This is a genomic window from Neolewinella aurantiaca (genome assembly GCF_008014675.1).
GTDB classification, from domain to species: domain Bacteria; phylum Bacteroidota; class Bacteroidia; order Chitinophagales; family Saprospiraceae; genus Neolewinella; species Neolewinella aurantiaca.
Map to the genome: position 1 here is coordinate 15,653 of NZ_VOXD01000001.1, position 24,950 is coordinate 40,602.

Annotated in this window: 18 protein-coding genes; 9 read left to right on the top strand and 9 right to left on the bottom strand. The window is 52.8% G+C overall.

Annotation, left to right across the window (positions count from 1 at the left end; genetic code table 11):
• Window positions 1-145 precede the first annotated feature (145 nt).
• Window positions 146-3,499 carry a VCBS repeat-containing protein gene (locus FUA23_RS00075; protein WP_187270828.1) on the top strand — a complete coding sequence of 1,118 codons (3,354 nt, stop codon included), beginning with the start codon at window positions 146-148 and terminating at the stop codon, window positions 3,497-3,499.
• A 22-nt stretch (window positions 3,500-3,521) separates the two neighbouring features.
• Here FUA23_RS00075 and FUA23_RS00080 read toward each other — a convergent pair whose 3' ends face one another.
• A complete protein-coding gene (locus tag FUA23_RS00080; protein ID WP_187270829.1) occupies window positions 3,522-4,127 on the bottom strand; it encodes an L-threonylcarbamoyladenylate synthase in 606 nt (201 codons plus the stop codon).
• A gap of 250 nt (window positions 4,128-4,377) precedes the next feature.
• Between FUA23_RS00080 and FUA23_RS00085 the strand changes: the two genes are divergently transcribed.
• Window positions 4,378-6,726 (top strand): PKD domain-containing protein, encoded by a 2,349-nt coding sequence (locus FUA23_RS00085; RefSeq protein ID WP_147928659.1) that lies wholly within the window; start codon window positions 4,378-4,380, stop codon window positions 6,724-6,726.
• 218 nt (window positions 6,727-6,944) lie between these two features.
• The gene (locus tag FUA23_RS00090) at window positions 6,945-8,021 is read left to right on the top strand and encodes a hypothetical protein (RefSeq protein ID WP_147928660.1); all 1,077 of its coding nucleotides are present in this window, start codon (window positions 6,945-6,947) and stop codon (window positions 8,019-8,021) included.
• Window positions 8,022-8,138: 117 nt separating this feature from the next.
• On the opposite strand, the gene FUA23_RS00095 is transcribed toward FUA23_RS00090, so the two are convergent.
• From FUA23_RS00095 to ppk1, 5 genes are all read right to left on the bottom strand, one after another.
• A complete protein-coding gene (locus FUA23_RS00095) occupies window positions 8,139-8,762 on the bottom strand; it encodes a hypothetical protein (protein ID WP_147928661.1) in 624 nt (207 codons plus the stop codon).
• A 77-nt stretch (window positions 8,763-8,839) separates the two neighbouring features.
• Window positions 8,840-10,426, bottom strand: a complete 1,587-nt coding sequence (locus FUA23_RS00100; protein ID WP_147928662.1) for an ABC transporter ATP-binding protein — start codon at window positions 10,424-10,426, stop codon at window positions 8,840-8,842.
• A gap of 139 nt (window positions 10,427-10,565) precedes the next feature.
• On the bottom strand, window positions 10,566-11,042 hold the full coding sequence (locus FUA23_RS00105; RefSeq protein ID WP_147928663.1) for a type I restriction enzyme HsdR N-terminal domain-containing protein: 477 nt from the start codon (window positions 11,040-11,042) through the stop codon (window positions 10,566-10,568).
• Window positions 10,975-11,628 carry an acyl carrier protein phosphodiesterase gene (locus tag FUA23_RS00110; RefSeq protein WP_222706974.1) on the bottom strand — a complete coding sequence of 218 codons (654 nt, stop codon included), beginning with the start codon at window positions 11,626-11,628 and terminating at the stop codon, window positions 10,975-10,977. Before FUA23_RS00110 ends, FUA23_RS00105 begins: the two co-directional genes overlap by 68 nt.
• Before the next feature lie 69 nt (window positions 11,629-11,697).
• Window positions 11,698-13,770: a polyphosphate kinase 1 gene (gene ppk1 / locus FUA23_RS00115; RefSeq protein WP_147928665.1), complete on the bottom strand. Its 2,073-nt coding sequence runs from the start codon at window positions 13,768-13,770 to the stop codon at window positions 11,698-11,700.
• A gap of 229 nt (window positions 13,771-13,999) precedes the next feature.
• Here ppk1 and FUA23_RS00120 point away from each other — a divergent pair, with 229 nt between their 5' ends.
• The gene (locus tag FUA23_RS00120) at window positions 14,000-14,452 is read left to right on the top strand and encodes a DinB family protein (protein ID WP_147928666.1); all 453 of its coding nucleotides are present in this window, start codon (window positions 14,000-14,002) and stop codon (window positions 14,450-14,452) included.
• 4 nt (window positions 14,453-14,456) lie between these two features.
• Here FUA23_RS00120 and FUA23_RS00125 read toward each other — a convergent pair whose 3' ends face one another.
• Together FUA23_RS00125 and FUA23_RS00130 are read right to left on the bottom strand one after the other, a co-directional pair.
• Window positions 14,457-15,380, bottom strand: a complete 924-nt coding sequence (locus tag FUA23_RS00125) for a CHAT domain-containing protein (RefSeq protein ID WP_147928667.1) — start codon at window positions 15,378-15,380, stop codon at window positions 14,457-14,459.
• 5 nt (window positions 15,381-15,385) lie between these two features.
• Window positions 15,386-18,763, bottom strand: a complete 3,378-nt coding sequence (locus tag FUA23_RS00130) for a caspase family protein (RefSeq protein WP_147928668.1) — start codon at window positions 18,761-18,763, stop codon at window positions 15,386-15,388.
• Between the two features lie 1,260 nt (window positions 18,764-20,023).
• On the opposite strand from FUA23_RS00130, the gene FUA23_RS00135 reads away from it, so the two are divergent.
• From FUA23_RS00135 to FUA23_RS00150, 4 genes are all read left to right on the top strand, one after another.
• On the top strand, window positions 20,024-20,833 hold the full coding sequence (locus tag FUA23_RS00135) for a hypothetical protein (RefSeq protein ID WP_147928669.1): 810 nt from the start codon (window positions 20,024-20,026) through the stop codon (window positions 20,831-20,833).
• Window positions 20,834-21,141: 308 nt separating this feature from the next.
• On the top strand, window positions 21,142-21,534 hold the full coding sequence (locus FUA23_RS00140; protein ID WP_147928670.1) for a hypothetical protein: 393 nt from the start codon (window positions 21,142-21,144) through the stop codon (window positions 21,532-21,534).
• A 5-nt stretch (window positions 21,535-21,539) separates the two neighbouring features.
• Complete coding sequence (locus tag FUA23_RS00145) at window positions 21,540-22,328, top strand: sensor histidine kinase (RefSeq protein ID WP_147928671.1); 789 nt, start codon at window positions 21,540-21,542, stop codon at window positions 22,326-22,328.
• A 34-nt stretch (window positions 22,329-22,362) separates the two neighbouring features.
• Window positions 22,363-23,031 carry a response regulator transcription factor gene (locus FUA23_RS00150; RefSeq protein WP_246143947.1) on the top strand — a complete coding sequence of 223 codons (669 nt, stop codon included), beginning with the start codon at window positions 22,363-22,365 and terminating at the stop codon, window positions 23,029-23,031.
• Window positions 23,032-23,105: 74 nt separating this feature from the next.
• Here FUA23_RS00150 and FUA23_RS00155 read toward each other — a convergent pair whose 3' ends face one another.
• Window positions 23,106-23,867: a ThuA domain-containing protein gene (locus FUA23_RS00155; protein WP_147928672.1), complete on the bottom strand. Its 762-nt coding sequence runs from the start codon at window positions 23,865-23,867 to the stop codon at window positions 23,106-23,108.
• Window positions 23,868-23,995: 128 nt separating this feature from the next.
• Between FUA23_RS00155 and FUA23_RS00160 the strand changes: the two genes are divergently transcribed.
• Window positions 23,996-24,799, top strand: a complete 804-nt coding sequence (locus FUA23_RS00160) for a M90 family metallopeptidase (RefSeq protein ID WP_222706975.1) — start codon at window positions 23,996-23,998, stop codon at window positions 24,797-24,799.
• Window positions 24,800-24,950 lie beyond the last annotated feature (151 nt).

Here is a 24,950-nt window from a genome sequence, read left to right on the forward strand (position 1 = left end):
TAAGATATGGGCATGCTTTTGCGCTTTTAGCTGCCGCACCATTCACCTTGCACCTGCGTCCGCGCCGGATTGGCCTGCCTGACCACCGTGTAAGCCGGGTAAACATCATTACATTTGCGAGCATATCAGCTAAGTTAATATGAATATGTTTCGCTTTTTTCTACTGATCACACCAGTACTTTTTGTTCTGTCTTGTGATCAGGATACCTCTTTTGAAGCCAATGATATTAGTCCGGTTCCCGGCCCGGTAAATGGCTTGTTCGCCGAACAAAAACCGGGTGAGACGGGGATTGATATTGTCAATTCCTTAGAAATCACCTCGGAGTTGAATTACGTCAACTACGCTTACATCTTCAACGGTGGAGGGGTTGCTATGCTTGACTTTGACCAGGACGGTCTGATGGACCTTTACTTTGTGAGCACCCAGAAGGAGAATAAACTGTACCGGAACGCGGGAAATTGGAAATTTGAGGACGTAACCTCCACGGCCGGCGTGGCCGCCAGCGGCGGCCTTAAATCGGGCGTAAACGTTGTCGACGTAAACGCAGACGGTTATCCTGACATCTACCTGGCCCGAACCGGGCTGCAGAAAGGAGAAGGAGCTCAGCCCGCAAGAAGCAACGAACTTTTCATCAACCAGCAAGACGGAACCTTCAAAGAAGCCGCGGCACAGTACGGCCTGGACAGCGACCGGGCGACCAACCACGCAAACTTCTTCGATTACGACGGCGATGGCGACCTTGACTGTTACCTGCTGAACATTCCGACCGATTTTGCCTCGGTCAATAAAATTCGCGCTCAACAAACTCCAAACGGAATACAGCGGATTACCACCCCCGTGCATGCCTACCAATCTGATCAACTGCTGCGCAACGATGGTACGCACTTTACGGATGTAACCATGACGGCGGGTATTTATAACTATGGCTACGGGCTCAGTTCATTGGTCCATGATTTCAACAGCGATGGTCGTCAGGATATCTATATTTCAAATGATTATATCGACGCAGACAAGCTTTACATCAACCAGGGAAACGGAACGTTCACCGATCAAAGCCAAAACTACTTCCGTCATACCTCTCTTAACTCAATGGGCAGCGACCTGGCTGACCTGAACGGCGACGATTTGCCGGATTTGGTTACTGTTGATATGCTTGCGGATGATATGGTTCGCCTCAAGAGCCTTGAGAACGGAATGAGGCCCGATCGTTACAATACCCTTACCCGCCTGGGCTACGGGCACCAGATGATGCGCAATCAGATGCAAATCAACAACGGGAACGGCTTCTCGGAAGTAGGGCAGTTGGCCGGAATTGCCGCCAGCGACTGGAGTTGGGGCCCATTATTAGTAGATTTTGATAACGATGGAAATACGGATGTCTTCATCTCTAACGGCTACCGCTATGACGTTACGGATATGGACTTCATCGCTTTCACTTCTGATTCTCTTGTCGCTTCCGGCTTGCTCAAAAAGGCCGACGTTGAGGCGTACAATTCTTACCTGTCGCATATCCCTACTGCTCCGCAGTCCAACCACATGTACCGAAACCTTGGCGACCTGAAGTTTGAAAATACAACCGAAAATTGGGGGCTTGGTGGCAACAATTACTCCAGTAGCGCCATCTACGGAGACCTCGATAATGACGGTGATGCGGACCTGGTAGTTGCTACTCTGGATGCTCCCCCGCTCGTTTATCGGAATCAGGCCGTAGAAAAAGGAGTTGGAGGTAGTTGGTTCCAAATCAGTGCTGTAGGAAGTGAAGAAAACCCTGGGGGTTACGGCCTGAAAGCGACGGTAGTAGCCGGTAACCGCCGGTTTACACGGGAGCTACAGCCGGTTCGGGGATTTCTGGGGTCTGTCGATCCCGTACTGCAATTCGGCCTTGGTGCTGTTGGCCAGATTGACCGCATTGAATTGAACTGGGCGGATGGCAAAACACAGGTAATCGAAGATATCGCCGTAAACCAACGCCTGACGGTAAATTATCAGGATGCAGGCAACGCGAAATTGCAGGGCGCGGCCGCAGGTGCAAAGCTGTTCTCTTTCCCGCAGGACCAGCGCGGACTAAAGTTCGTTCACCGGGAAAACACGTTCGATGACTTCGATCGTCAGGCCCTGATCCCCAGAATGCTGAGCAGAGAAGGTCCTGCCCTGGTAACCGGAGACCTGAACGGCGATGGCCTGGACGATGTGTTCCTGGGGGGAGCCGCCGGTACTGAGTCTTCAGTTTTCCTGCAGCAGGCCAATGGTACACTAAAGGAAGCAGCCAACCAACTCCCGAAAGCAGATAACCGCTACGAAGACGTGAATGCGCTGCTCCTGGATTTTGATGGCGACGGCGACAACGATCTTTACGTAACCAGCGGAGGAAGCGCCTTCCCCAACGGATCAGACCGCTACCAGGATCGACTTTACCGCAACGACGGTGGCAAACTGGTAAGAGCCGCTTTACCAACTATGCCGACCAGTACGGGCGCGGTTGTCGCTTTAGATTATGACGCCGACGGCGACCTTGACATCATTGTAGGAGGGCGATCTGTACCCGGAGGGTATCCGAATATCCCGAGGTCTTACCTGCTGGAAAACAATAACGGAGAGTTTTCCGACGTAACGGAGCGCGTAGTACCTGAATTTGCCAACATCGGCATGGTAACGAGCATCGCCGTTGGCAATATCGAAGGAGATGACCGGCCAGAAATAGTGATTGGTGGCGAATGGATGCCAATCACCATTTTTACTGCTGGAGACAACGGTTACGTGCGGTCATCTAGTAGCCCTGCCGGCTCCGCCGGCAACTGGCAAAGCCTGCTGATTACGGACCTGGACGGCGACGGACAAAACGAAATAGTGGCCGGAAACGAAGGAACCAACAGCCGGTACAAACCTTCACCTGAACGCAAGGTCAGACTTTACGCCGACGATTTCGACGGAAACGGAATGGTAGACCCCATTCTGACCGTTTCGGACAAAGACGGCCGCATGGTACCAATGACAACCAAGGCGCAGTTTTTGAAACAGTTGCCCGGCATGAAAAAGAAATTCGTCCGTACCAAAGATTACGCTAAGGCATCAGTGAAGGAGATCTTCACCGCAGAACAACTTGCGGAAGCCTCCACCTTCGAGCTGGAAACAGTTACTTCGTCGGTCTTCCGTAAGTCTGACGACCGTTGGGCAGCTACGGCTTTGCCCTCAGTGGTACAGGTGTCTGCGGTACGGGCCATCCGGGCTGCTGATTTCAACGGAGACGGGCAGACCGACTTATTACTGGTCGGTAACGACTACTCCCTCAACGTGGAGACAGGCCGGATGGACGGCGGTAACGGGGTGCTTCTGCTGAACGACGGCGAAGGGGGATGGACGACCCCGCCGAACCGTGACCACGGCCTGTGGGCCAGCTTGGACGCCCGGCGCCTGGCGCCGATCAGCTTCGCAGACGGACGAACCGGATGGATCGTTGCCAATAACAACGGCCCGGCCGGTCTGTTCCTGGAAGAGTAGGTCATCGTTCGCGAAGGAGAAATCAGAGCAGGAACTCAATTTCTCCATCGCTGCCGTAGCGTGCGCTTACGGCGCGGAAACGCCCAAGCTCTTCGCGTTGGCGCCGGGTAACGGTGTAATCCGCCGCACGGAGTACATCGGATCGGATTTTGCCGAAGCTTGAGGGCAGGCCACTCGCCCCCTGGCCAATGGCCATGCAACAGACGAGGGGAGCTTCGAGGTCTTCGCAAAGGCGGTAAACGAAACTATCCATCGCCAGCCGGACAGCCACTTCGCCCCGGGAGTCGATGAGCGCCAAGGGTATGTTGGGGCCAGCGGGCACCAACAGCGTTAGCGGACGCTTGTGGTAAGACAGCAAGGTGTACAGTCTGGGGTGAATCTGAGGGCACCATTCGAAGAGTGTTTCCTGATCGGCAAAGACCAGCTCTGGGCGGTTAACCGGAGAAGGGGGGCAGACAGTTAGCAGGTTACGAACTGCGTTGGGGTGCTGAACGTGCGCGGAGAGTTGCCAGAGATTGGCAGTAGGCAGAAGCACCAGGCCACCAGAATGAAGGGTTGGCAGGGCCTGAGCGCCCCTGGGAGGCAACGGGTGGTGCATCTCTGAGAAAATATTAGTCCTTATGTTCATATTACTTATTGGAAAGGCGGACCGCTCAAATCGGGGCGGTGGCCGGGGTTTCATTATATTCGTGAGAGTTGTGCACTACGCTGTTGCCGGAGGGTGAGGCCGGTGCTGTTGAACACAAATTTTAACTTTCGGGACTACAATTTTGTCTGCTACCACCAATATAGGTTAGTTTTTAAGGCGTTGGTTGTAGCTTTCAGACTAGGAACCCTTATTTTACCGTTCAGATTGTACTGTCCCTAAAATTTAAAGATTGAGCTTCCCTAAACTATCACCCAAAGGCCTTTTACTCCTTCTGGCACTAACATTTGTTCCCTTTTCAGAGGTTTTAGCCGATCATATTGTTGGAGGAGAGTTTACATACTCCTGCCAGGGCTGGCTTAATGATGACCCGAGTACAGGGATTAAGGTCTACGCGTGTCAGATAAATATGTACCGCGACTGTATTGGCGACGGAGCTTATTTTGATGGCGTAGCGTTAACCACTTCTACCGGGCCCGATGGCTTTTCGAGCTCTCCGATGCACATTTCGATTTATCGAGGTAATAATACAACGCCTTATGAGGCAACCAGATCGTTGCTGCTGGGGCCGGTGGCGGATGTTCCCATCAATTTGGGTAACCCTTGCCTTGAGTTCAACGAAGAGGTGTGTCAGCAGATCGGGGTATACGATTTTGAGATTCAGTTACCGGTATCCGATGAGTCCTACACGCTCACCTACCAGCGCTGTTGCCGTAATATGACGATTCTCAACCTACTCAACCCAAGCGAGATTGGTTCTACTTACTTTATTGAGATTACTCCCGAAGCACAGCAGCGGTGCAATGAGAGCCCTAAATTCAACATCAACCCTCCGATTGCACTGTGTGCTAATGCTGATTTCCAGATTGACCTTGGGGCTACGGAACGGGAAGGGGACAGTCTCGTTTATAAATTCTGTGATCCTATTGTTGGTGGAGGGCAAGACGGAAGCATGCAGACTCCATCCTCCTTTGATGATGTAGTACCTTTGGTTGAGTCGCCGCCGCCTTATACTTCTGCTGGCTTTCGGATGCCTCAGTTCAATGTAAACAACCAGCTTGGTGTAGGCAGTACACTCAACCTGGATCCGGAAACAGGGCTGATGTCAGGAAATCCGATCTTCCGGGGCACTTTCTCGCTTGCAATTTGTGTAGAGGAATGGAGCCGGGACAGCGTCCCGGTACTGCTCAGTGAAACAAAGCGGGAATTTCAGATGACGGTAGACCTGTGTGGTAACCAGGTGTTTGCGGATTTGCTGGAGACGGAAATAGACGACCAGGGGCGGTTCTTTATCCGCCAGTGCGGACCGGGGCAGAACACTATCATCAATGAAAGTACCGTCGAGCGCTTCATTACCGAATACAACTGGGAGCTTGATGGTCCGGAAGGCCTGATCACCGGCAGTAATCGTGATTTCTCTTCCACGATAAACGAAGTTGGGGTTTACGAAGGAACGATGATTCTGAACCGAAGCTCTATTGCCGATAATTGCCGGGATACGGCGTTCTTCCTCCTGGGTGTCTTCCCGGATACAGAGCCTGACTTTGAATTCACCGTACCGGGATGCGACGATGAGCCCATTGACTTTACGGATTTGTCCGTTCCGCTGGGGGACAACACCATTGTAAACTGGTCGTGGGACTTCGCGGATAACTCCAACGAAGACACGCGGCAAAATCCCCGCCACCGGTACAGCATTCCTGGTAGTTTTGACGTCACCCTCACGACAACGGACAACAATGGGTGTACTGCGATTGCAACGAATAATCTCGACTATTTCCCCAGCCCACGGACGATTCTGATTGAACCGGATGAAGGATTCGGGTGCGTACCTTTTACCAAAGACTTCATCAACCTGAGCCAACCGATAAACGACGATTACATCTTTGAATGGGAGTTTGGCGACGGAGGTATGGCTGATATTGCAAGCCCGACCTACGTGTATGAAAACAGCGGAGTTTATGATGTGTACCTCGGCATCACGAGCCCTACGGGATGCTTCGTGGATACCACCTTCGTAAGCCTGGTTGATGTTCGGGACGCACCCGAAGCCGATTTCATCTGGACTCCGGATGAACCCACCAACATCTTACCTGATATTCGGGTGCTCGACCAAAGTGTCGGAGCCAATCAGCGACGGTACGTTTTGCGGAATGCAGCGGGAGATCAGCTCTTTACCACGCCCGCGCAGGATTTCGATTACACCCTTCGGGATACCGGTCAGGTATTCATCACCCAGTTTGTCACCCACCCGAGCGGATGTGTGGACACCATCACGAAAGACCTGAGGCTGAGGCTGATCAATACTTACTTTTTGCCGGATGTATTCACCCCGAACGGTGACGGCCTGAACGACGCATTTGTTCCTGTCGGGCTGCTCAACGGAGTAACAAACTACCGCCTGCGCGTCTGGACCCGCTGGGGAGAACTCGTGTTCTCGACCAACGTCATCAAGGACGGCTGGGACGGTACTTTCAACGGCCGGGAGAGCCCCGGAGGGGCTTATTTGTGGGACGTACAGTACACTGATGTAAACGGAGATGCAGAAGCCCTGAAGGGTGGGGTAGTATTGGTCCGTTGACGCACAGCTGAAGAAAACGGAAGTGGGGCAAATGATTGCTCGTTGCCGGAGCGTTTTTGCTGCTGACGAAGTTGCGTTCCCCCTCAACCTGCTTTGCACCTGCGTACGCGCCACCAAATTGCCCTTAACATTTGGGAAACACACTACGGAAGATCGAACTTTCGTTAGTGTATAACTTCCCACGATTACTATCCAAATACCTGAACAAATCCCTACTCATGCTGCTGCAGAGATTGCTCCTTCTGTGCCTGTGCACCACCTTTTTTACCTCTTTATACGCGGAAACCCGCCACATTCATGTTATCCAAATGCTGGATGATAACAGCCCGACTTATCTGATTCGGGAAGGCTCGCGGAGCATCGATTACGGTGTGCAGCGCGAAGTGGACCGGATGCAAAAAGCCCTGGGTATTTCCGATGTGCACTATTACCGCCTTAATGGTCATAATTTCAACCGGGAAGCGCTTGATTTTGTGGTGGATTACCAGCTCGCGTATCAGGAGCGTGACATCATCATTTTTGTTTACACCGGGCATGGGTTTCGGGATGCCGGGAGCTCCGGTCAGTTGCCAAAGTTGTATTTCGGAGGCTACGAAAACGCCATGGAAGGCGATGAGTTACGCTTTCGGTTGCTGGAGAAAAACCCCAGCTTGTTGATCAATCTGGTGATTGCATGTAACTCGACTCAGGTAGACCAGCGGGTTGCGCCGGGGCGCCCGGAAGACAGCGCTCCTTCCAGCGGACGCCTGGCATCGGTCCCTACCGGTGACCGACCTTATCATGTTCTGTTCAGCGATCAACCCGGGTACACCAAAGTGATCGATCTCGTGAGTGCTGACCGCGAATACGAGACATTTCTGAGTAGAGATGGTGGTATCTTCTTCAGCGAGGTACTTTACGCGCTGCAGGAAGTATTCGCCGATCAACGGCTGACATCGTGGCCAGGAATCTGCAGCTATATTCAGGAGCAAACCCTGCTACGTACACAAGAGCGCGGACTTCGCCAGAAGCCCTACTGTGCCTACAATGTGTTCAAGGCGATGGACAACGAGGTGCCAACAATTATAGTTGCCGGTGGAGGTGATGCGATTTCCTGTCGTCTGGCCCGCAAAAATCTGCGCCGTGATCAACGCGCGGAATTGAAGGCACTGCGCCGCCGTCACCGCCAGGAAATCCGATCTCTGCGGGGACGTGATGTCCGGCGATTGGCTAATATGCGCCAGCGGCAGGAAGTAGGCAAGATGAAATATGTGCACTTACAGGCCTATCAGCGTAAATCGGATGCCTGCAAATAGGCTTGCACCTGAAGGCCGTTTGCCAGTGTATGTTCTCCGCTTTGAAGTAATTTGAAAGGCGAACTATACCAGCTCAGGCGTTGTGTATCTGCCTAAGAATCTGATCAGGGAATAAGCTTACTTCCCGTCTTTCTTCCAGAATTTCCAGCCATTGGGGTCTTTTCCTTCCTTGATGCGCTGTTTGCGTTTTTTCTCGCGTTCGCGCTCACGACGATTCTGGTTACGCTCTTTGTTGTTGGCGCGTTCCTTCTTCTTGTCCCAGATGTCGTTGCGTTTGGCGATAACGTACCGCACGCTGATGGCGGTCTGAATAGAGACGGGGAAAGCGTCGCCACCGAAGTTGATGGCAGGCTTGAAGTCGTAGGAAACGTTGATCTTGGCAAAGGTGGCTTCGGCGCCCAGAACTCCATCGATGCCGAAGGGGCGACCGTAGACTTCGCCGGTTTTGGTGTTGATCTCGTCGGTCCAGCCCAGGTGCATTCCTGCTCCGTAGAAAATATTCAGCCGACGGCTCAGGATGTTTTGATGTTGTTTGCCCAACAGGGTAAACGAACCTTCGTTACGGCGAAGGCTCTGGTGAATTATACCTTCGGCGACAAAGTTTTTGTGGACGACGGGAAGTCTCAACTGGGCGGTTGCTCCAATCTCTGTGCCAAGTCTGAGCCCCAGTGAGGCGTCGTATGATTGAGCGGTGATAAGTAGCGGGAAAGTCAATAAAAAAACGAAGAGTAGTCTGTTCATGTGGCTTGAAACGGATTTCTGCAGGCGAATGTGATTCTGAAGAGTATATTTTTAGAGGATATTAATCCGATGCGTCTTTAAGCTCCCGCCGCTACCAGTCGTTTTCCCATCGGGCTGGCCGGAGCGGCGAAGATCGCTTTTGCGGCTCCTTGCTCCACGATACGCCCGTCTTCCATAATGATTACGCGGTCGGCGCGGTCGGCGACGAGCTTTAAATCATGGGTAATAAAGAGTAACGCAATACCCTGTTCCCGACGGAGCGTATCCAGGAGATCGAGTATGTCTTTTCTCAAAGGAACATCGAGGGCAGATACGGCCTCGTCGGCGATGAGCACCGTAGGGTTTGCAGCGAGTGCACGGGCGATGGCTACCCGCTGTCTTTGGCCTCCGCTGAGGGCCTGGGGCCGTCGTTCGGCAAAAACATCGGCCGGGAGCCCGACCTGATCGAGAAAGCGCCCTGCCTCCTGTTCGTAGGTTGCTTTCTTCTTACCCGGGAGTCTGATGCGTAGTACTTCCATTATGGCGCGCCGAATGGTATGAGCGGGGTTGAGAGAACTGAAAGGATCCTGAAAAACAAGTTGAATACTACCCCTGCTACCCAGTTCAACAGAGCCCTCAGTAGCGGGGAGAAGCCCGGAAAGGCAACGGGCAATGCTGGTCTTACCGCAACCGCTCGGACCAACAATGGCCAGCCATTCGCCTGCCTGCAGGGAAAAGCTAACGTCATTGACTACGCTTTTGGGCAGGGGGGAGGACCAGGGGTATGTTTTTGGAACAGGGTAAGAAATGGTCAGGTGATTAACGGAAAGAGCTTCGGTTGTCTCCTGGGAGCTTTCAGCATCATCTGCATGATTGTTGTCCGCAAAGTGGGGTGCTCCGGTGGGGGAAATGGGAGATATTTCGCTGTTGAAAACGTTTTCTCCGGCTTTCAGCAATTCTTCCGCAGGGCCTTGTCGTACGGCTTGTCCGGCTTTCATTACCAGCAGGTCATCGGCGCTGCGAGCCATAACGTTTAGGTCATGAGTAATGAAAATGGTGGTCATGCCGAGTTCAGTTCTCAGTTTTTCCAGGAGGCGCAGAATGCCTGCTTCGGTGATGGTGTCCAGTGCGGTAGTAGGCTCATCGGCGATGAGCAGGCGCGGAGCGCCGAGCAGCGCAAGGGCGATGAGCAACCGTTGGCGCTGCCCACCACTCAGCTGGTGCGGATAGGACAGGAGGATACGTTCCTGATCGTCGGGGAGTTCCACCCGCCGTAGCCATTCGTTGATATGCTGCAGCCGCGCTGCGGCTGTTGTGAGCTCCGGGCAGAGGTAGCGGGCAGCCTCAAGAAGCTGGTCTCCGGTGGTTTGTACAGGATTGAGTGCCGTGAGGGGTTCCTGGAAAACAAGACTGATTTCCCGTCCCCGTAGCTTGCGCCATTCTTTTCCATTGAGGCGAAGAAGATCGAGAGGCGCGCCATCCTGAGGTTGGTACCAGGCTTCGCCGGCGTCAATTCTGGCCGTCGGCGGCAGGAGGCCCAGCAAGGCAAGTGCCGTAAGGCTCTTACCCGAACCGGACAAGCCGAGCAGGCCAAGCCGGTGGCCAGCCTCTAACTCGAAACTCAGATCGTTCACCGCAGGCGGTTGATCGGGGAAACTTATGGTCAGACCGGATACCTTCAGCATAGTTGGCAAGGTACGTGCTTATGTTTTACGGATTGAAATCAGGTGCCAAAGAAATTATTTTGCGGGCGACGGTGCGCAGGTGCAATGAGAGTTGTTGCGCTGCCAGCCCGTCAGGAGAGCCGTTGCCGGAAGAATATCTTTACCTCCACTCGGGCACAGCATCCAGAAAGCGGTAGTCCTCGGCGGCAAAATCGATCTCTGCGATTATACTTTGCCGGCCGTTACTAATCATGAGGTAGGGTACGCGAAGCGGACCGTTGTAGGTGGCCGCCTGCCGGAAAACGGAGGTGTCCAGTTCTACCCGTGGCTCTTTGCACTCAATGAGCATGAAAGGCCGCATATCGTCATCGAATATAAGGATATCGGTACGCCGCGCTTTGGTGTTGACGGTCACGCCGCGTTCTACGGTGATCCGGTTGCGGTTGTAGCGCATGTCGTTGATGAGGAAGTGGACGAGGAGTTGGCGGACAAACTCTTCCGGCTGTAAGACCAGCCATTTTTTACGGATCGCGCCGAAGACCATACGTTTCCCGGCCTCCTGCTTTACGTTAAGTTGGGAGCTGAAGCGATCCAGGCGCAGATCGATGGGTCTTGGTGGGGTCTGATCGGTAGGCATCGGCGAGTGTTTGTAGTCGGGGAAACAGCGCAAGGAAGGTCTGGTTGAATTCGTCGTGGTATTCTGTAATACTTTCGTTTACGCCATCGAGCAACTCCGGTTTGCTGAGGCGGGGCCGCAGCCGCTCGAATACATGGGCCATCCCTTCGGGGCTTTGGTACAGGGTCAGCCAGTCGTGGTTCAACATCCCCTGAATGTAGCCCCGAACCCGGCCCGACATCGAACCGCGGCGGGCGTGCAGCGCCCAGTAGGTTCCCACCCGAAAACCATCAAACTCGAGCGGGCCGAACTGTTCCCAGTTGAGGCAAAGAAAGTGGTCGAATCCGATGTCTGTTATCACGCTGGCATAACGGCCATGACGGTTGGTAAGAAGGTGGTTGAGTGCCTTCACGTCCGGGTCGGTGTCGGTCATTGCGTCAATTGCGCGGTGCATATCGATGCCGCGCTGGACACCGACGGGGAGCTCCGCTTTGGCTTTGCCCTTAACGAAGTCACCCAGGAAGTTTCCGGCCTGAAGGTCGGTGTTGAAGTAAGAAAGAGTGAGGTGAGCCAGGAAGTTCATAGAAGAAGAGTCAACGTTGAGCAATCAGCATTCGGGGTATCTATTAACATCGCGCAAGCCTGAATGCTGATTGCCTGCCGTCAAATGTTTGAACTACCTCTCAATAATGTCGTCCCGTCGCTCGAAGTAACGGTAGAGGTCGGTTTGCGCCCGGAAGACTCCTTCGCCACCTTTACGGAATTCGTTGAGTCGGCCGTAGGATAGGAAGCGGGCCTTCTGGTTATCTCTCCACTGAATGTCCAGAATACGCCGCATTTCGAGGCGAAGGATCGGATCTTCTACGGGAGTAACAACTTCTACGCGGCGGTAGAGGTTTCTGTCCATCAGGTCGGCGGAGCCCATGTAGACTTTCTCCACGTCGCCACCGCCGAAGATGTACACCCGGGCATGCTCCAGGAAACGATCTACGATGGAGATTATTTCAATGTTTTCCTCCGGCCCCGGTTGCAAGCGGCAAATGCCCCTGACGATCAGTTTTACGTCAACTCCGGCGGCGGCAGCCTCCCGGATTTTATTGATCATTTTTTCTTCTTCGAGGCTATTCATTTTGAAGAAGAGGTAAGCCGTTTCTCCTGCTTTGGCCCTTTTAATCTCTTCGTCGATCATGTCGCTGATGCCACGGGCAAGTGTGAAAGGAGCAACGAGAAGTTTTTTACAGTTAGGCAGGATGAGGTTTCCCTTCAGCAGCTGAAAGACTTGCTGTACGTCTTTCCCGATTCGTGGCCGGCAGGTGAGCAGGGCGTGATCGGTATATATTTTGGCGGTTTTTTCGTTGAAGTTGCCCGTTCCGATATAAGTGTAGTGAACGGTTTTCTGGCCAGGGATTTCCCGCTGAATATGCAGGAGTTTGGTGTGTACCTTAACGGCAGGGTAGCTGTAGCGAACGTAAGCGCCAGCCGCTTCAAGCTGCTTGCCCCAGTACAGGTTGCTGGCCTCATCGAAGCGCGCTTTGGTTTCCACAAACGCTTCTACCTCCTTGCCTTTTTCGAGGGCCCGGAGCAGCTCGGTAACCACGGCAGATTTGCCGGCTACCCGGTAAAGGGTAATCTGAAATTTGGTGACCTCAGGGTGGTCTGCGGCTTCCCTGATCAGTTTCGGGACGTAATCGTACTTCTGATAGGGGAAATGGAGCAGCAGGTCGCTGGCGTCCATCGATTCCATAATGGAATCCTCGCTGTTCAGGCGGGGGTGGGGCAGTGGGGGCAGGTCTTCGTAAGCGAGGTCTTCGCGGCCGGGCGGTAGCGGGAAGCTGAAAAAGTCCATGAAATTCTGGTACCTGCTGCCGGGGATCATGTCGTACTTACTCAGGCCGAGGGTGTTTTTGAGCCGTTTCCGCATCCATTTGGGCATATTGGAGTCGTAAAGAAAGCGGGTAGGGAGACCATCTTCGCGCTGGGAAAGCCGGTGCTCAATTTTGCGGTGCAGCTCTCCGTCAAATTCGTTTTCGATGTATAATTCGGCGTCGCGGCTGAGCTTAAAGCTATACCCGAAGGCGACCTTGCGGCCGATCCACCGGGCGAGGTTGGCACGGACTATGCTGTCCAGAAAGATGACGTAGTAACCGTCAGGGTCACTCTCCGGGTTAGGCAGGACGATGAAACGCGGTTGCTTCTTGGTGGGTAAAGGGACCAGGGCAATCTCTTCGGTTTCGCGGGCGGTTTCTTCGTCGAGTTCAACGGCGAGACAGAGTTGCCCGCTTTTCAGGAAAGGCAACTCCGAAGACGCCACCTGCTCCGCGGGCAGCCAGTGCAGATCGAGGTGAGGTTTGATCTCTTTATCGAAATAGCCCGCGGCAAACTCGGTCTGGTTGGGGCTCATCTCGTTCCAGTGAAGGAGGTGAATGTTCTCCTTTTTCAGCTGGGGAAGAATCTGGCCCCGGAATATCTGTCCGAATTCTTCCTGTTGGGCTGCCACTATTTTCCGGATGGATTTAAGTTCCCGCTTCGGTTTGAAGTTGAAAAGTTCCCGCCGGTCGGCCTTGTCAAGTTTTTTGAACTGACGCAGGCTGGCAACCCGAACGCGGTAAAACTCGTCGAGGTTAGAGCTGTAGATCGCCAGAAATTTTATGCGTTCGTAAAGCGGAACACGCTCGTCAGCAGCTTCCTGCAGTACACGGGCATTAAAATGCAGCCAGGAAGTGTCTCGTTTAATCAGTTCAGTCAGCAAGATCAGATGATGTTTTTCCTAAAAGTACGTTACGTGGCCTTAGGTTCGGCGGCCCGGCGTATTCTTTAGGTTGTGGAAAGCGAACATTTTTTCGGCGCGGTCGCGGGTGCAATGAAAAGGTAGGGGGTCGCCTCTCCGAACGAATGTTTGGTGGTACTTCCCTTGCCTTTTAACTACCTTGCCCTGCACCTGCGTTCCCGCCCCGGTAGTTTTGCGTAAAACTAGCATTATGTCTCAAATATCTATTCTCAGATCACTATATATTCGTGACCTCGACCGACTGCATCAGGAAATATCCGATTACGCTGTTGAAAGTAACATCTGGCGGGTACTGCCCGGTACTGCCAACCCGGGCGGAAACCTGGCGCTCCACCTCGTGGGGAACCTCAATACGTTCATTAGTGCCGAGCTCGGTAATTCGGGCTACGTCCGCAACCGTGATGCTGAGTTTAACCTGAAAGACGTTCCCCGTGCCGACCTCCTGCAGAAAATAGCTGCTACTAAAACTGAGGTGATCGCTTGTATCGATTCTCTCTCCGAAGAACAATTGTCTGAACCCTATCCTCTGCGGGTATTCTCTGAACCAATGACCGTCGGGTGGTTTCTTTTTCACCTGGCAACCCACCTTGCCTATCACCTCGGTCAGGTTAATTATCACCGGCGTATGGCGGACGCGGGCTAGCTCACTAGAATGTCACTTCTTTTCCATCGAGAAATAATTTAGGGATCTGTGCCTGCTCAAAGCCTTCCATCAGGAGGCTGTTGACCGCCATTTCGTAAGCAAAAGGTATGTCGTCGGGGCTTTCCGCCAGGCCAAGGTAAAACCCACCGGCGAAGGAAATGGCTGCCGGGTCCGGTATCTCTTCGGCCATCCCGATCGTGTAGATTCCGTTGGTCGAAATCGCCCGTGCCTGTTCGGTGCTCTCACAGGCGTTGAGGACGACGGCTTTGATCGCAAAGCGCTTTTTCAGTAGTCGGAACATGTTGGCAAGAGCTGTTCCGGTTACTATTTTAGGATTACGCTCGCGGTCTTCGAGCACGATGCCTGCAGGGTTGAATTCGTCACTTGCGCCAACGCCATGCCCCGCAAAATGCACATATGCCGGCCGTTCGTCCAGGATGGTTTTGGTCAGGGTGTCCGGTCGTTGCTCAAACTTGAGTTCAAGCCTGAAGTTGTCCGTCTTATCGTCCAGGTGGGTTCTGATTTTTACGAACTCTTCGTGGAGTTTCAATTCTCCCATTCCCCGCGGGTCGGAGGCCAGGAAGAGGATGCATGGTTTGTCGGCGGGCGTGGTCTGCAACGCAGGATCGGGAACCGTATCCATGGGGAGCCGGACTTTAGCCGGCGGTGCCTCTACGTGAGTGATGTTATGCATCTGACTGAAAGATAGAATGCTTCGCCGCATTTTTGCTTTTGCGCGCTGAAGAGATTCGGGGCTTTCTGTGCCTTCTATCTCGTTTCGCTCAATGTCGTTCAGCGTCCCAGTCATCATGTTGATAGCCCGGCTGTAGTTTTCGTCTCCTTCCTCGCTTCGGGGGTGACTGGTCAGGCCGCTCAGTGCATCTCTTACCCGTCCTTCATTTACCAGATCATTAATATCAGTGAGCATATGTATTACTTGGCGGTGAACAGAGCAGGAAGGTAACCCTCCAGAACCTCAACGGAGGATTCGTTGATGAAATAACTGAGGTGGTCGCTGCCAATGGCGTCGGGCAGGTTTTGAAGGCCGGGAATGTCTTGTTGGCTTTTTACCGACACCGCAATATCAGTAGGCGCCATGAAAAAGACGGCGTCGAGCGCATCCCGCCAGTCGAGTTTGGCAATAATTCGCTGGTAAAAATTGAGATCTTCAGTTGTTACGTCCGGCATCAAGCGGATATCTCCATTGATAACAGAGTAGGGGACGTTGCCCCGAACACCTTCTTCTTTCAGCATTTTGAGGAAGTCAGATCCGGTTTTCATCTGCTTCAGTGTTTCGAGAGCGTTGTTGATGAACCAACGCAGACCAAGCAGAGGGGCGAGGTATGGTTGGTAGGCTGCTCCGCTCGCCAGAGCCCGCGACAACAGGGGGGTGACCCACTGGGCAACGTTGCCGTAGGGGCTGCCGCCGTTCGGGGTGCCGAACTGAAGCAGGTGCGTTACCACATCTCTGCCGCTCAGCATTTCGATGAAGCAACGGCTCACCAACCCGCCCATGCTATGACTGTACACGTGCAACGTTTTGCTGTGGCCCGCTGAAAGACCGATCTCCGTGAGCTGTTTTTGCAGGTCGCGGGCGGTATCCATCAGTGGCGTTTTCAGGTTTTCGTAATCATAGGTCAGCAGGAGGTCGTACTGGGCGTAGAGTTCGCTGCTGTCTGCCATTTTCGCCCGGCGCAGGATCGCCGGAGCGGTGGTGGTATCCCCAATGATTCCGTGGATGAAAAGTGCGATTGGTTTTTGAGCCGCCGCAACTTTATCGGTCAGTGCTTTGGTGTTGTCGGTGAGGTAATTCACCTTCAGATCGGGCGTTACCTCCGCCTGGCGGAGTTTATTGACCGATCCGTCGAGCCAGGGCACGGCGTCGACGACAACCTTACGGAAAAAGAGCTTGATGGAGCCTCCGAGGCTGCGAGAGTATTGTTCCGGCTTTGCCTCCGGTTGGGGAAGTTGTTGTACCACCAGGGTATTGCTGTCCCGGTCGGGGAAACCGACGGGGTAATAGCGTTTGGCTACTTCGTCGTACGCGAAGATCAGACAACCATCTTTAGCCAGGTCACCGGCTTTCAGGCGCATGGGGCTCCGGGCGGTTACCTGGTCTCCGTTGGTGAGCCCGGTCAGGTGAACCATGTCCAGAGGCGTTTGGCTGGCCATGACATCCCGGCTGTTGAACATGTTGGCCGGTGCCATGCCGAAGCCTTCGGTGGGCAGGGCCGGAGCGGCCGTACTGGTCAGTGCCCGGCTGGAACTCATCGAGCAGTCGAGCACGATGTCGTTGAAGGACACGCCGTCGGGCATTTGCTCAACGGTAATTACTGAGCTACCGTCCGGGTGAGTCACTGCTCCGGACATTAGTGGCCGGTAGATGGTGATGGGGATGTTTTTTACGCCCCAACGGTCTCGTCGCTCTTTGCGTTTGACCCTGGGCACTCCGGCGCCACGGAGGGTTTCCTTTTCTTTCTTTTCCTGCAATAACAGCCCGGGCTGTTCGTACTCCGCCAGCGTAAACTCAGACTGGGATACGATAACTTTGAGATAATTAGTGATCTCGGTTAGTCCCCAGCTTTGTAGTTGATCCGGAAGGCTCAGGGCAATATGGTTAAAATAGTACGAATCTCCGTTCTCGTCTTCGCCGGAGAGGCGGGTCAGGTAGGGCGATTGGTCCTCGTCGGTCAATCGCTTTACGGGCATGGCTGTACCGGAGACGGAGAACGCTTCATCAAGGTAAAGCATGCCAACGTAAAGCGGACCCTGACCAGGCTTCACCTTCACCCCGAGGCGAAGGAGTGGTTGGGCCAGGTCTCCTTCTTCGTCGCGGGTATAGGAGAATACGGCCGTGCCGTCGGTGGGTTGTTCCTGATTGTCGGCGGTGATTTCCTCGCCGTACACGTCGGTCGCAATCTGTTCGAGCTTGATTTCTACGGCCGTTTCCAAATTTAGAACCCGGGTTGTGGGACCGAGCTTCAGAACGTTTTCGTAACCGGAGACTTGGCTGATTTTACGGATGAACCGTCCGGCCCAGCCGTCTTGCCTGATGTCTTCACCCTCAAATAATGGTCGCTGCTCGTCGGGCAGGCTCAGCACCACGCCATATTCTTTGAGGTAGGTGATCTGGTATTTTGCGTCCTTCAACTCATCCGTGATGAGGAGTTGACCATTGGTATCTTCAATGGCGTTGGCGAGGAGTGCATTATAGGTCTGGTTCGGAAAATCAGCGGAGAGGTAGAGTTTCAGGACTTTCTTTTCGTTACCGAGATAGAGCAGGGGGTAGGGGGTACGGTCAGGGTTCATCCATTCTTCTGCCCGGATGTAGGACCGGCCACCATCCACTCTGTTTACGGTGATCTCGCGCTCTGTTTCGCCGTCCAGAACAGTACCCGTTGTGCCAGCCGAACTCCCCGAGATTTCTCCCTGGGGAACGAACCACCCACCAGGCTGGGCGTAATCCAGGCACAACGAGCGGTTTTGCTTCAGGTTGCCGCTGAGGAAATACTGGTTCATATCAGCCTTTCCCGTAGCAACTGAATGAGCGTCCTGGTTACGGTAATTGTTTTTAATGCGAACGCGGACGCGGTCGGCGAGCCCGGCATAACTGATTTGTGAGAGGTCGACGCTGTTCATTGTTGCCAGAAGGTGGTAGGTGAACAGGCCCCGCGGAGTACCGTTGAAGGGCATCTCCATGGCCAGCTGTTCGGCGCGGCAGGCGGAGAGCGTTACGTGGTCGCGAACGGGCGGATGGCGGAACTCTCCTTCGGTGCGGTAGCTCTCGTGGCCCAGGAAGTCCTGAAACCGGACATCTGCATTAGCGTCCGGTGCCATGCGGGGAACCATTTGCGCGGTGCGGGTGATGGTACCCGAGTGGCAGCTGTCTGAGATAGCGAGAACCTGCCCGGCGGCCTTGGTGTGGGTGGCCAGCAGGTAGCTGATTTCCTTGTCTGCAAGGTCTCTGCCGCCGGGTAGCCGGCTGTCGTACAACACCCAGGTTTCGCATTTCCGGTCGGTTTCCTGGTCCCAAAATTCTCTCGGGGCCGGCATCTGGGCTCCGTGGCCGCTGTAGTAGAGCAGGCAGACGTCGTCAGGACCGGCAGCAGAAAAGTGAGAAAATCCGGCAATGACTCCTTCTCTAGAGGCTTGGTCGTCGAGCAGCGATTTTAACTTGATTTCTACGCCATTTATACGGGCGTATTCAGTAAAAAACGTGGCGACGGCTTTGAGGTCTTCGGCACAACCGGGGAGTTTGGTGATTGGTGCGGGATAATCTGCAACGGCAATCATCAGAGCGTAAATGGTCATTGGCTATGGGGGTGTGTTCAGAAGGGTGAATATAAGGTTTTACTTAGTTGCGGGGTCGGGCAACAGTAAGGAAGTGTCCGGTTGTTACGGGAACTAAAACTCCCCGCCTGTAGTGTTACCGACGGGGAGCAAAAACCTGCTTTCAAAAATTAAATCTACTTATCGTTCTGTGAAGGTTCTTATGCATGAGAAGCCCGGTCTTAGCTGAGCTGCCGTTCTGGTATTGTTCTTTGGCCTTGTTGAAAGTAAGGTTGGCAGGCCTTTTCAGAGAAGAATGAAATCAATTACACCTACGGAGTATGTGTTGGTCGTGATGGCCATGAAATCTTTTGGGGCTAATGGTGTGTAAGGGGTAAAACTGAATCCCAAAGTAATGGGGCTCGTTGTTTCAGGAACTGTTGAGTTAGGTGACAGAGGTTGGTTGGTGCCGCACACTACCAGGCATTTTTGGTTCCCTCTCCAACATGCTTCGTGTAAAGCTCAGCGGAGAGGGAACCAAAAAAGTCCATTTGTGTGGAGTTGCCGATAATCAGCATGCGAATTTATAATTTTGCAGCTTGTTTTAGAACTTTAACGTGAGGTTCCGGTGGCTCTACCGGCAAAAACAGGGGTTTTTACCTGTTGGTGCAGGGTTGTACTCCCTTGCCAGAAGAGGTATTTATCCGCAGGGGGCGGATCGTTTTCTGGTGGCGCGGCCGCAGGTGCAAAATGAGTTGTGCGGAAAAATACGCTTGTATCAACTTGAGTCGAATGGCTATACGGAGCCTGTTAAAACCACGCCCGGCACCTGCGTTTGCGCCCTTAGTGGTCTGGTTGCAGTAAGTCGCCGATGAGTGGAATTACCCGTTTGAGCGAGGGAAAGTACCTGGATTTACACCAGGTGCCTGCGAAATCAGCAGGAACGGTTCGTTATTGCGGGCAATTCATTAATCTGTCGGAGCTGTGTTAGCTCCCTAACCCATGTTTGCTACACGGTGCAGCACCTGCCGGGGCGTTCGGATCGGTGCAATTGGCTCGCTGTACAAATCAGTCATACTTTGAAAATTATACTCCCTTGAACGAATTTTTGTCGCCGAAGCCATCGATTTAGGGTGGCTTCGGCATTTTACCCCCTTCTATCGCGCATTTGTAGGTAGAAATACGGTATTGAATAGGTATAAATACCTATTTTGGACCTGGTGCCTTGTAATGCAGGGTTGCACTGGCCTTTCTTGCGAGCGCAACCCTCCAGAAATACACCCACCCATAATTTAGATTTTGATGATTGAACGAGAACACATTGCTGTGGAAGACGCTGTCAAAAATTGGCAGCGCTGCCGCCAGGAAGACCTGCCGCGGGCCTTTTACGCGTACGATGATGAAGAATGTCAGAGTGAGCGCGTTGTAACCTACCGGATCGGCCGCGAGGACATGGAGGACCTCATCAGCAACGTCGTGACCAATGAAGAGGGAATGCCCACAAAGGACTTCCATTTCAAAATTCACCTCGGTTTGCGTAAGGATTTGCTCACCGATGAAATTCCGGAGTACCCCGCATTTACGCTCTTCATGCAGGCGCTGAATCACTACCCGGCCAAAGGGCAGCAACTTTGTGCGGACGATTACGCCGGAAGCGTAGAGCTTATTTGGGAGAAAAACAGCCGCTTCAGCGAAACGATGGGCGAAGGAACCGAAAGCGACAAGAACGCGCTTTCGGCGGCCGGAGCTTATTTATTCATCCACAGCTGGATGGAATTGCCTGAAGAAGTCCTGGCTGAGCCCTTTACTGCGGTATCCAAAGTACTCGGTAAAAGAGTACGGTCTTATCGTTTTGCCGAAGCCGAAAGTGCAAGTATCTACCAAGATATTCTGAACAGCCTCAAGAGCGATGCCCCCATGCTCGATGTACATATGGGCAACGGTATGGCTGTTTGGCAGCACCCTTTCAGCTTTCGTCCCGTCATCGAGGTGAAGGATGTTCTGAAGAATGCCGAAAGTCCGCGAATGGCAGGAATCAATAGTACTGCAAACAGCGAAGGGGATACCTTTTATGACTTTGGAGGCCCTGAACCGCCTCCAAAAGAACTATGATAGACTATTTGTACAATCCTGACTTTTGGGCATTGGAATGGACATGGAGATCAGTCAGTCGTAAGACGCTGCTACTGCCAATTATAGTAGCTTTGATCACAGGCCATTTCAGGCATCCTGTACACCTTAAGATCATATTTTTTTCCGGATATTCTTTGTTAATGGAGCACTGCTCCACCGACAATGACCTCAAAAATCTATTCAACGATGAGACCAATTCACCCTGGTACCATCTGCTTACTCCGGTCTTGTTTTTTTTACTTACCAGGTTTTTTTCAGAGTACCTGGATCATGGAAAGTACAGATTTTTGCGCTGGCTTCTACCGTTGGCGTTCTTGATTCTCGTTATCCTGAACATCATTTCGGAGGGAGGGCTGGAGGTTTTTCCCAGCAAGATTGTAGGCCTTTATTCGATTGCGGGCATCATCCTTTCTGTGGGCTACTTCCTTTACCTGCTGCGTACTCTTACCGACTACTACATCGAAAGAAAGCCGATGTTTTGGGTCAGCTCGGGGCTGTTGATCTATTTCGCCGGGAATTTTTTACTCTGGATAGGTTTGAATTTTATCACTTACGACCGTGACTTCTTTTACTCGATTTACCGGATCAATTCTATCGTGACGGTTTTGCTTTATGTTTTCTTCACGATAGCAATCTTTCTTAATCCTCATGATGAAAATAAACACAGGTCACCTAATTAACGAAAATGATTGTTTTAGCCAATCTTAGCGGAGAGTACCTGAACTTATTCCTTGCCGGAATATTTGGCATGGTCTTGTTAAGCATCGCTCTCGTGGTGTTTTTCGTGGTGTATCAGCGGCGAATCTTCGCGCAGGAAAGAAAAAGAGAAGAGGAAGAAAAGGCACATCAGAAGGAATTGCTGATAGCTGCAGTAGAAGTACAGGAGGCAGAACGACGCCGAATTGCCGGAGACCTCCACGACGATATTGGCAGCCTGCTGTCCGCTACCCGGCTTTATCTGCGTCAGCTTAAGGCTGATGCACCCATCGAAAAAAATACAGAAATAAGAGACCAGGCACTTTCCATCCTCGACGAAATGATCCAGAATACCCGCCGGATCACCCACGATCTGTTGCCTCCCACACTTGAAAAGTTCGGACTTCAGGCCGCCGCTGAAGATATGTGTGAACGAATCAATAAGAGCGGCGGAATAAAGGTTAACTTCCGTTCTGACACGGATGTAAGGCTCGATCCTAAAAAGGAAGTGGCCATTTACCGCGTACTGCAGGAGCTTTTCAACAACACCCTGAAGCACGCCAAGGCTAAAACCATCGATGTATCCATCGGGCAAAAGCAGGACAGCTTCAGCTTTGTTTACGCTGATGATGGAAAAGGTTTCGACCCCGCAGCTATAGAAAGCGTCGGTCTCGGACTGCGCAACATCGAGAGCCGTGTTTCCCTGATCGGGGGGAATTTGAAATCCACGACCTCTCCCGGCAATGGCCTCACCGTTACCGTGACATTAACGACATAGAAAACAAGGACCCTGTTAGCGAAATACTGTTCACATGAATAACCTGCATACCATGACTTCCACCACTCCTATTCGCATCGCATTGGTCGATGATCAGAAACTATTTCGCGGAGGCTTACGGATGATCCTGTCCGACAATGAAAATTTCAACGTCGTTTTTGAGGCGGGCAACGGCAAACAGTTTTTCGAACGCCTCGCCTTCGAGCCAGTTGACGTCGTAATCCTCGACGTCGAGATGCCCATAATGGACGGTATCGAAACCCTGAAACTGATCAAAGAAAAGTATCCAGAGGTTCATGTCATCATGCTGACCATGCACGACAACGACCGGCTCATCAATCACCTTATGCAAGAAGGGGCGAGTGGTTTTTTGCTCAAAGATGAGAACCCCGAGGTGGTACGCACTGCCGTGGAAAGGGTTGCCCAGGAGGGCATCTACTTCCGCGATTACGTCTCCAAGGCACTGCTCAAAGGAGGGCGCCAAAAGTCAGATTCCGCCAGTTACGGCGGGCCCGAAATAACCGAGCGAGAACGTCAGGTCCTCTGCCTCATTTGCCAGGAGTTCACCAGCAAGGAGATCGCCGAAAAACTCTTCATCAGCGCCCGTACGGTAGAAGGACACCGTCGGAGCCTACAGGACAAGACCGGGTCGCGCAACATCGTTGGACTCGTCCTTTATGCTGTCAAAAACGGGATCGTCTGAAAGTAATTGGTTCGTTGGGGCGTTGGAATTTTGAGACGTGCTAACTCCAACGAACCAACGCCCCAACGAACCAATTACTTCTTCCCCTTCGCCGCCCAGAAAATGCCTCCGTAGAGGTGATCGAGGAAGTCTTTGTCGCTGAATACAGCCGGAACGTGCCCGAAGTTGGTGTACCATGCACGTCCTCCATCATAATTGTGGTACCATGACATTGGGTGGAAATCACCATGCCCGCGCGATTTGTTGTCTCCCCATTGAGCCTCTGTATTATAGGTGGTTTCGTCTACGGTAATGAGGTAGTTGAATCCGGGTCTGCGGGTTCCGTCTTTATATTCGTAGAATTCGTCGGTCCACATCCGGCGTTTGGGCCAGGTGTTCAGTCCGGGGAAGCTATTGTCGTGAACATCCACCATTGCGGTTTGAACTACAGGGTGGATTTTAAACATATGGCCCACCATATCCGTGTACCATTTCCAGTCGTATTCGGTATCGGAGGCGGCATGAACACCTACCCAACCCTTACCGGCCTGGATGAATTTCTCGATGGCAGCTTGCTCGGCGTCGTTGAAAACATCACCGGTAGTGTTGATCATGATAATCACGTCGTATTTAGCCAACCACTCGTCGTTTAAGCGCATCGCTTTTTGTTTCAGCTCCACTTTGAAATCGTGTCGGGATGCCAGCTTGTGCATTGCCGGAATGGCGTCGAAACTGCTCTCGTGCTGCCAGCCGGCCGTTTCGGTGATAAGGAGCGCGCTGAACTGTTGGGCGCTCAGGAAGGAACACATCAGCGCGAGGACGCAGGTGCAAATAAGGTTTTTTGAGAAGCTGTGCATGTGGGATCGATTGTTTGTTAACGACGGGTCAAGGTAGGAAAAAAAGTAATCGGGGTCACAGCAAAAAGTACGCTGAAGTCAACAGATCACCAGCAACCGGGGTTAGAGGAATGCTAAACCTTCCGTAATTGTCTACTTCCATCATCCTGGCCGCCATTGCGGTCGTCGTCCTTTTCGCAGCATTGCTGTACTGGATCTTTCGCCCCAAACCGCTGGAGCCGCTGCCCGAGTTCAAGGAAACCTGGCGGGACACCCTCGAAGAAAAAGTCAACTATTACCGTGAACTGGACGACGAAGACAAGAGCCGATTCCGTCAGCGAATGCGGGACTTCCTGCGCAGGGTCGAGATAACGGGTATCGGTACCGAGGTGACCGAAACTGACCGGGTGTACGTAGCGGCGAGCGGCATCATCCCTACCTTCGGTTTTTTGAAGTGGAACCAGTACCCGAAGCTGAACGAGGTTCTGCTGTACAAAACTTCCTTTCGCGAAGGAGACTTCGCTACAACCGGTGCCGACCGCCGCGTTGCCGGCATGGTGGGTGGCGGATTCATGAACGGAAAATTATTGCTTTCGCGGCCGTCCCTCCACCAGGGCTTCGAACATGCGGGCAGAGGCAACACCGGAATCCACGAGTTTGCCCATTTGCTGGATAAAGCCGACGGAGATACCGATGGTATCCCCGCCTATTTTATGGACAATAGTTACGTTCTCCCCTGGTTGGAGATGATCCGCAGCGAAATGGAAGCTATCGAGCGCGGGGAATCCGATATCGACGATTATGCGACCACCAATAAAGCCGAATTCTTCGCCGTAGTAGCCGAGTATTTCTTCAACCGCCCGGCGGCCTTTGCCGAGCATCATCCCAAAATGTTCCGCCTGCTCGAAAAGGTATTCCAGCTGGATATGGACGATGACGGCGTGATTGGCTAAGGCCAATCTTTCAGTTTGAGGTGTTCGTCTGAATCGGGGATGACTTTTCTTAAAGTCTGGTTAAATGTCTGGCATGGAGTATTGCAGGACGTCAGCGTAGTCTAATTTAATGTGAGATTTGAAGACAGGAATCCAGAGGGCAAAGGAAGCG

What these genes read in the sequence shown, in the direction of transcription:
- FUA23_RS00075 (WP_187270828.1), top strand. Translation starts at nt 146, where the DNA reads ATGTTTCGCTTTTTTCTACTGATCACACCAGTACTTTTTGTTCTGTCT.
- FUA23_RS00080 (WP_187270829.1), bottom strand. Translation starts at nt 4,127, where the DNA reads ATGAACATAAGGACTAATATTTTCTCAGAGATGCACCACCCGTTGCCT.
- FUA23_RS00090 (WP_147928660.1), top strand. Translation starts at nt 6,945, where the DNA reads ATGCTGCTGCAGAGATTGCTCCTTCTGTGCCTGTGCACCACCTTTTTT.
- FUA23_RS00095 (WP_147928661.1), bottom strand. Translation starts at nt 8,762, where the DNA reads ATGAACAGACTACTCTTCGTTTTTTTATTGACTTTCCCGCTACTTATC.
- FUA23_RS00100 (WP_147928662.1), bottom strand. Translation starts at nt 10,426, where the DNA reads ATGCTGAAGGTATCCGGTCTGACCATAAGTTTCCCCGATCAACCGCCT.
- FUA23_RS00105 (WP_147928663.1), bottom strand. Translation starts at nt 11,042, where the DNA reads ATGCCTACCGATCAGACCCCACCAAGACCCATCGATCTGCGCCTGGAT.
- FUA23_RS00120 (WP_147928666.1), top strand. Translation starts at nt 14,000, where the DNA reads ATGTCTCAAATATCTATTCTCAGATCACTATATATTCGTGACCTCGAC.
- FUA23_RS00125 (WP_147928667.1), bottom strand. Translation starts at nt 15,380, where the DNA reads ATGCTCACTGATATTAATGATCTGGTAAATGAAGGACGGGTAAGAGAT.
- FUA23_RS00130 (WP_147928668.1), bottom strand. Translation starts at nt 18,763, where the DNA reads ATGACCATTTACGCTCTGATGATTGCCGTTGCAGATTATCCCGCACCA.
- FUA23_RS00135 (WP_147928669.1), top strand. Translation starts at nt 20,024, where the DNA reads ATGATTGAACGAGAACACATTGCTGTGGAAGACGCTGTCAAAAATTGG.
- FUA23_RS00145 (WP_147928671.1), top strand. Translation starts at nt 21,540, where the DNA reads ATGATTGTTTTAGCCAATCTTAGCGGAGAGTACCTGAACTTATTCCTT.
- FUA23_RS00150 (WP_246143947.1), top strand. Translation starts at nt 22,363, where the DNA reads ATGAATAACCTGCATACCATGACTTCCACCACTCCTATTCGCATCGCA.
- FUA23_RS00155 (WP_147928672.1), bottom strand. Translation starts at nt 23,867, where the DNA reads ATGCACAGCTTCTCAAAAAACCTTATTTGCACCTGCGTCCTCGCGCTG.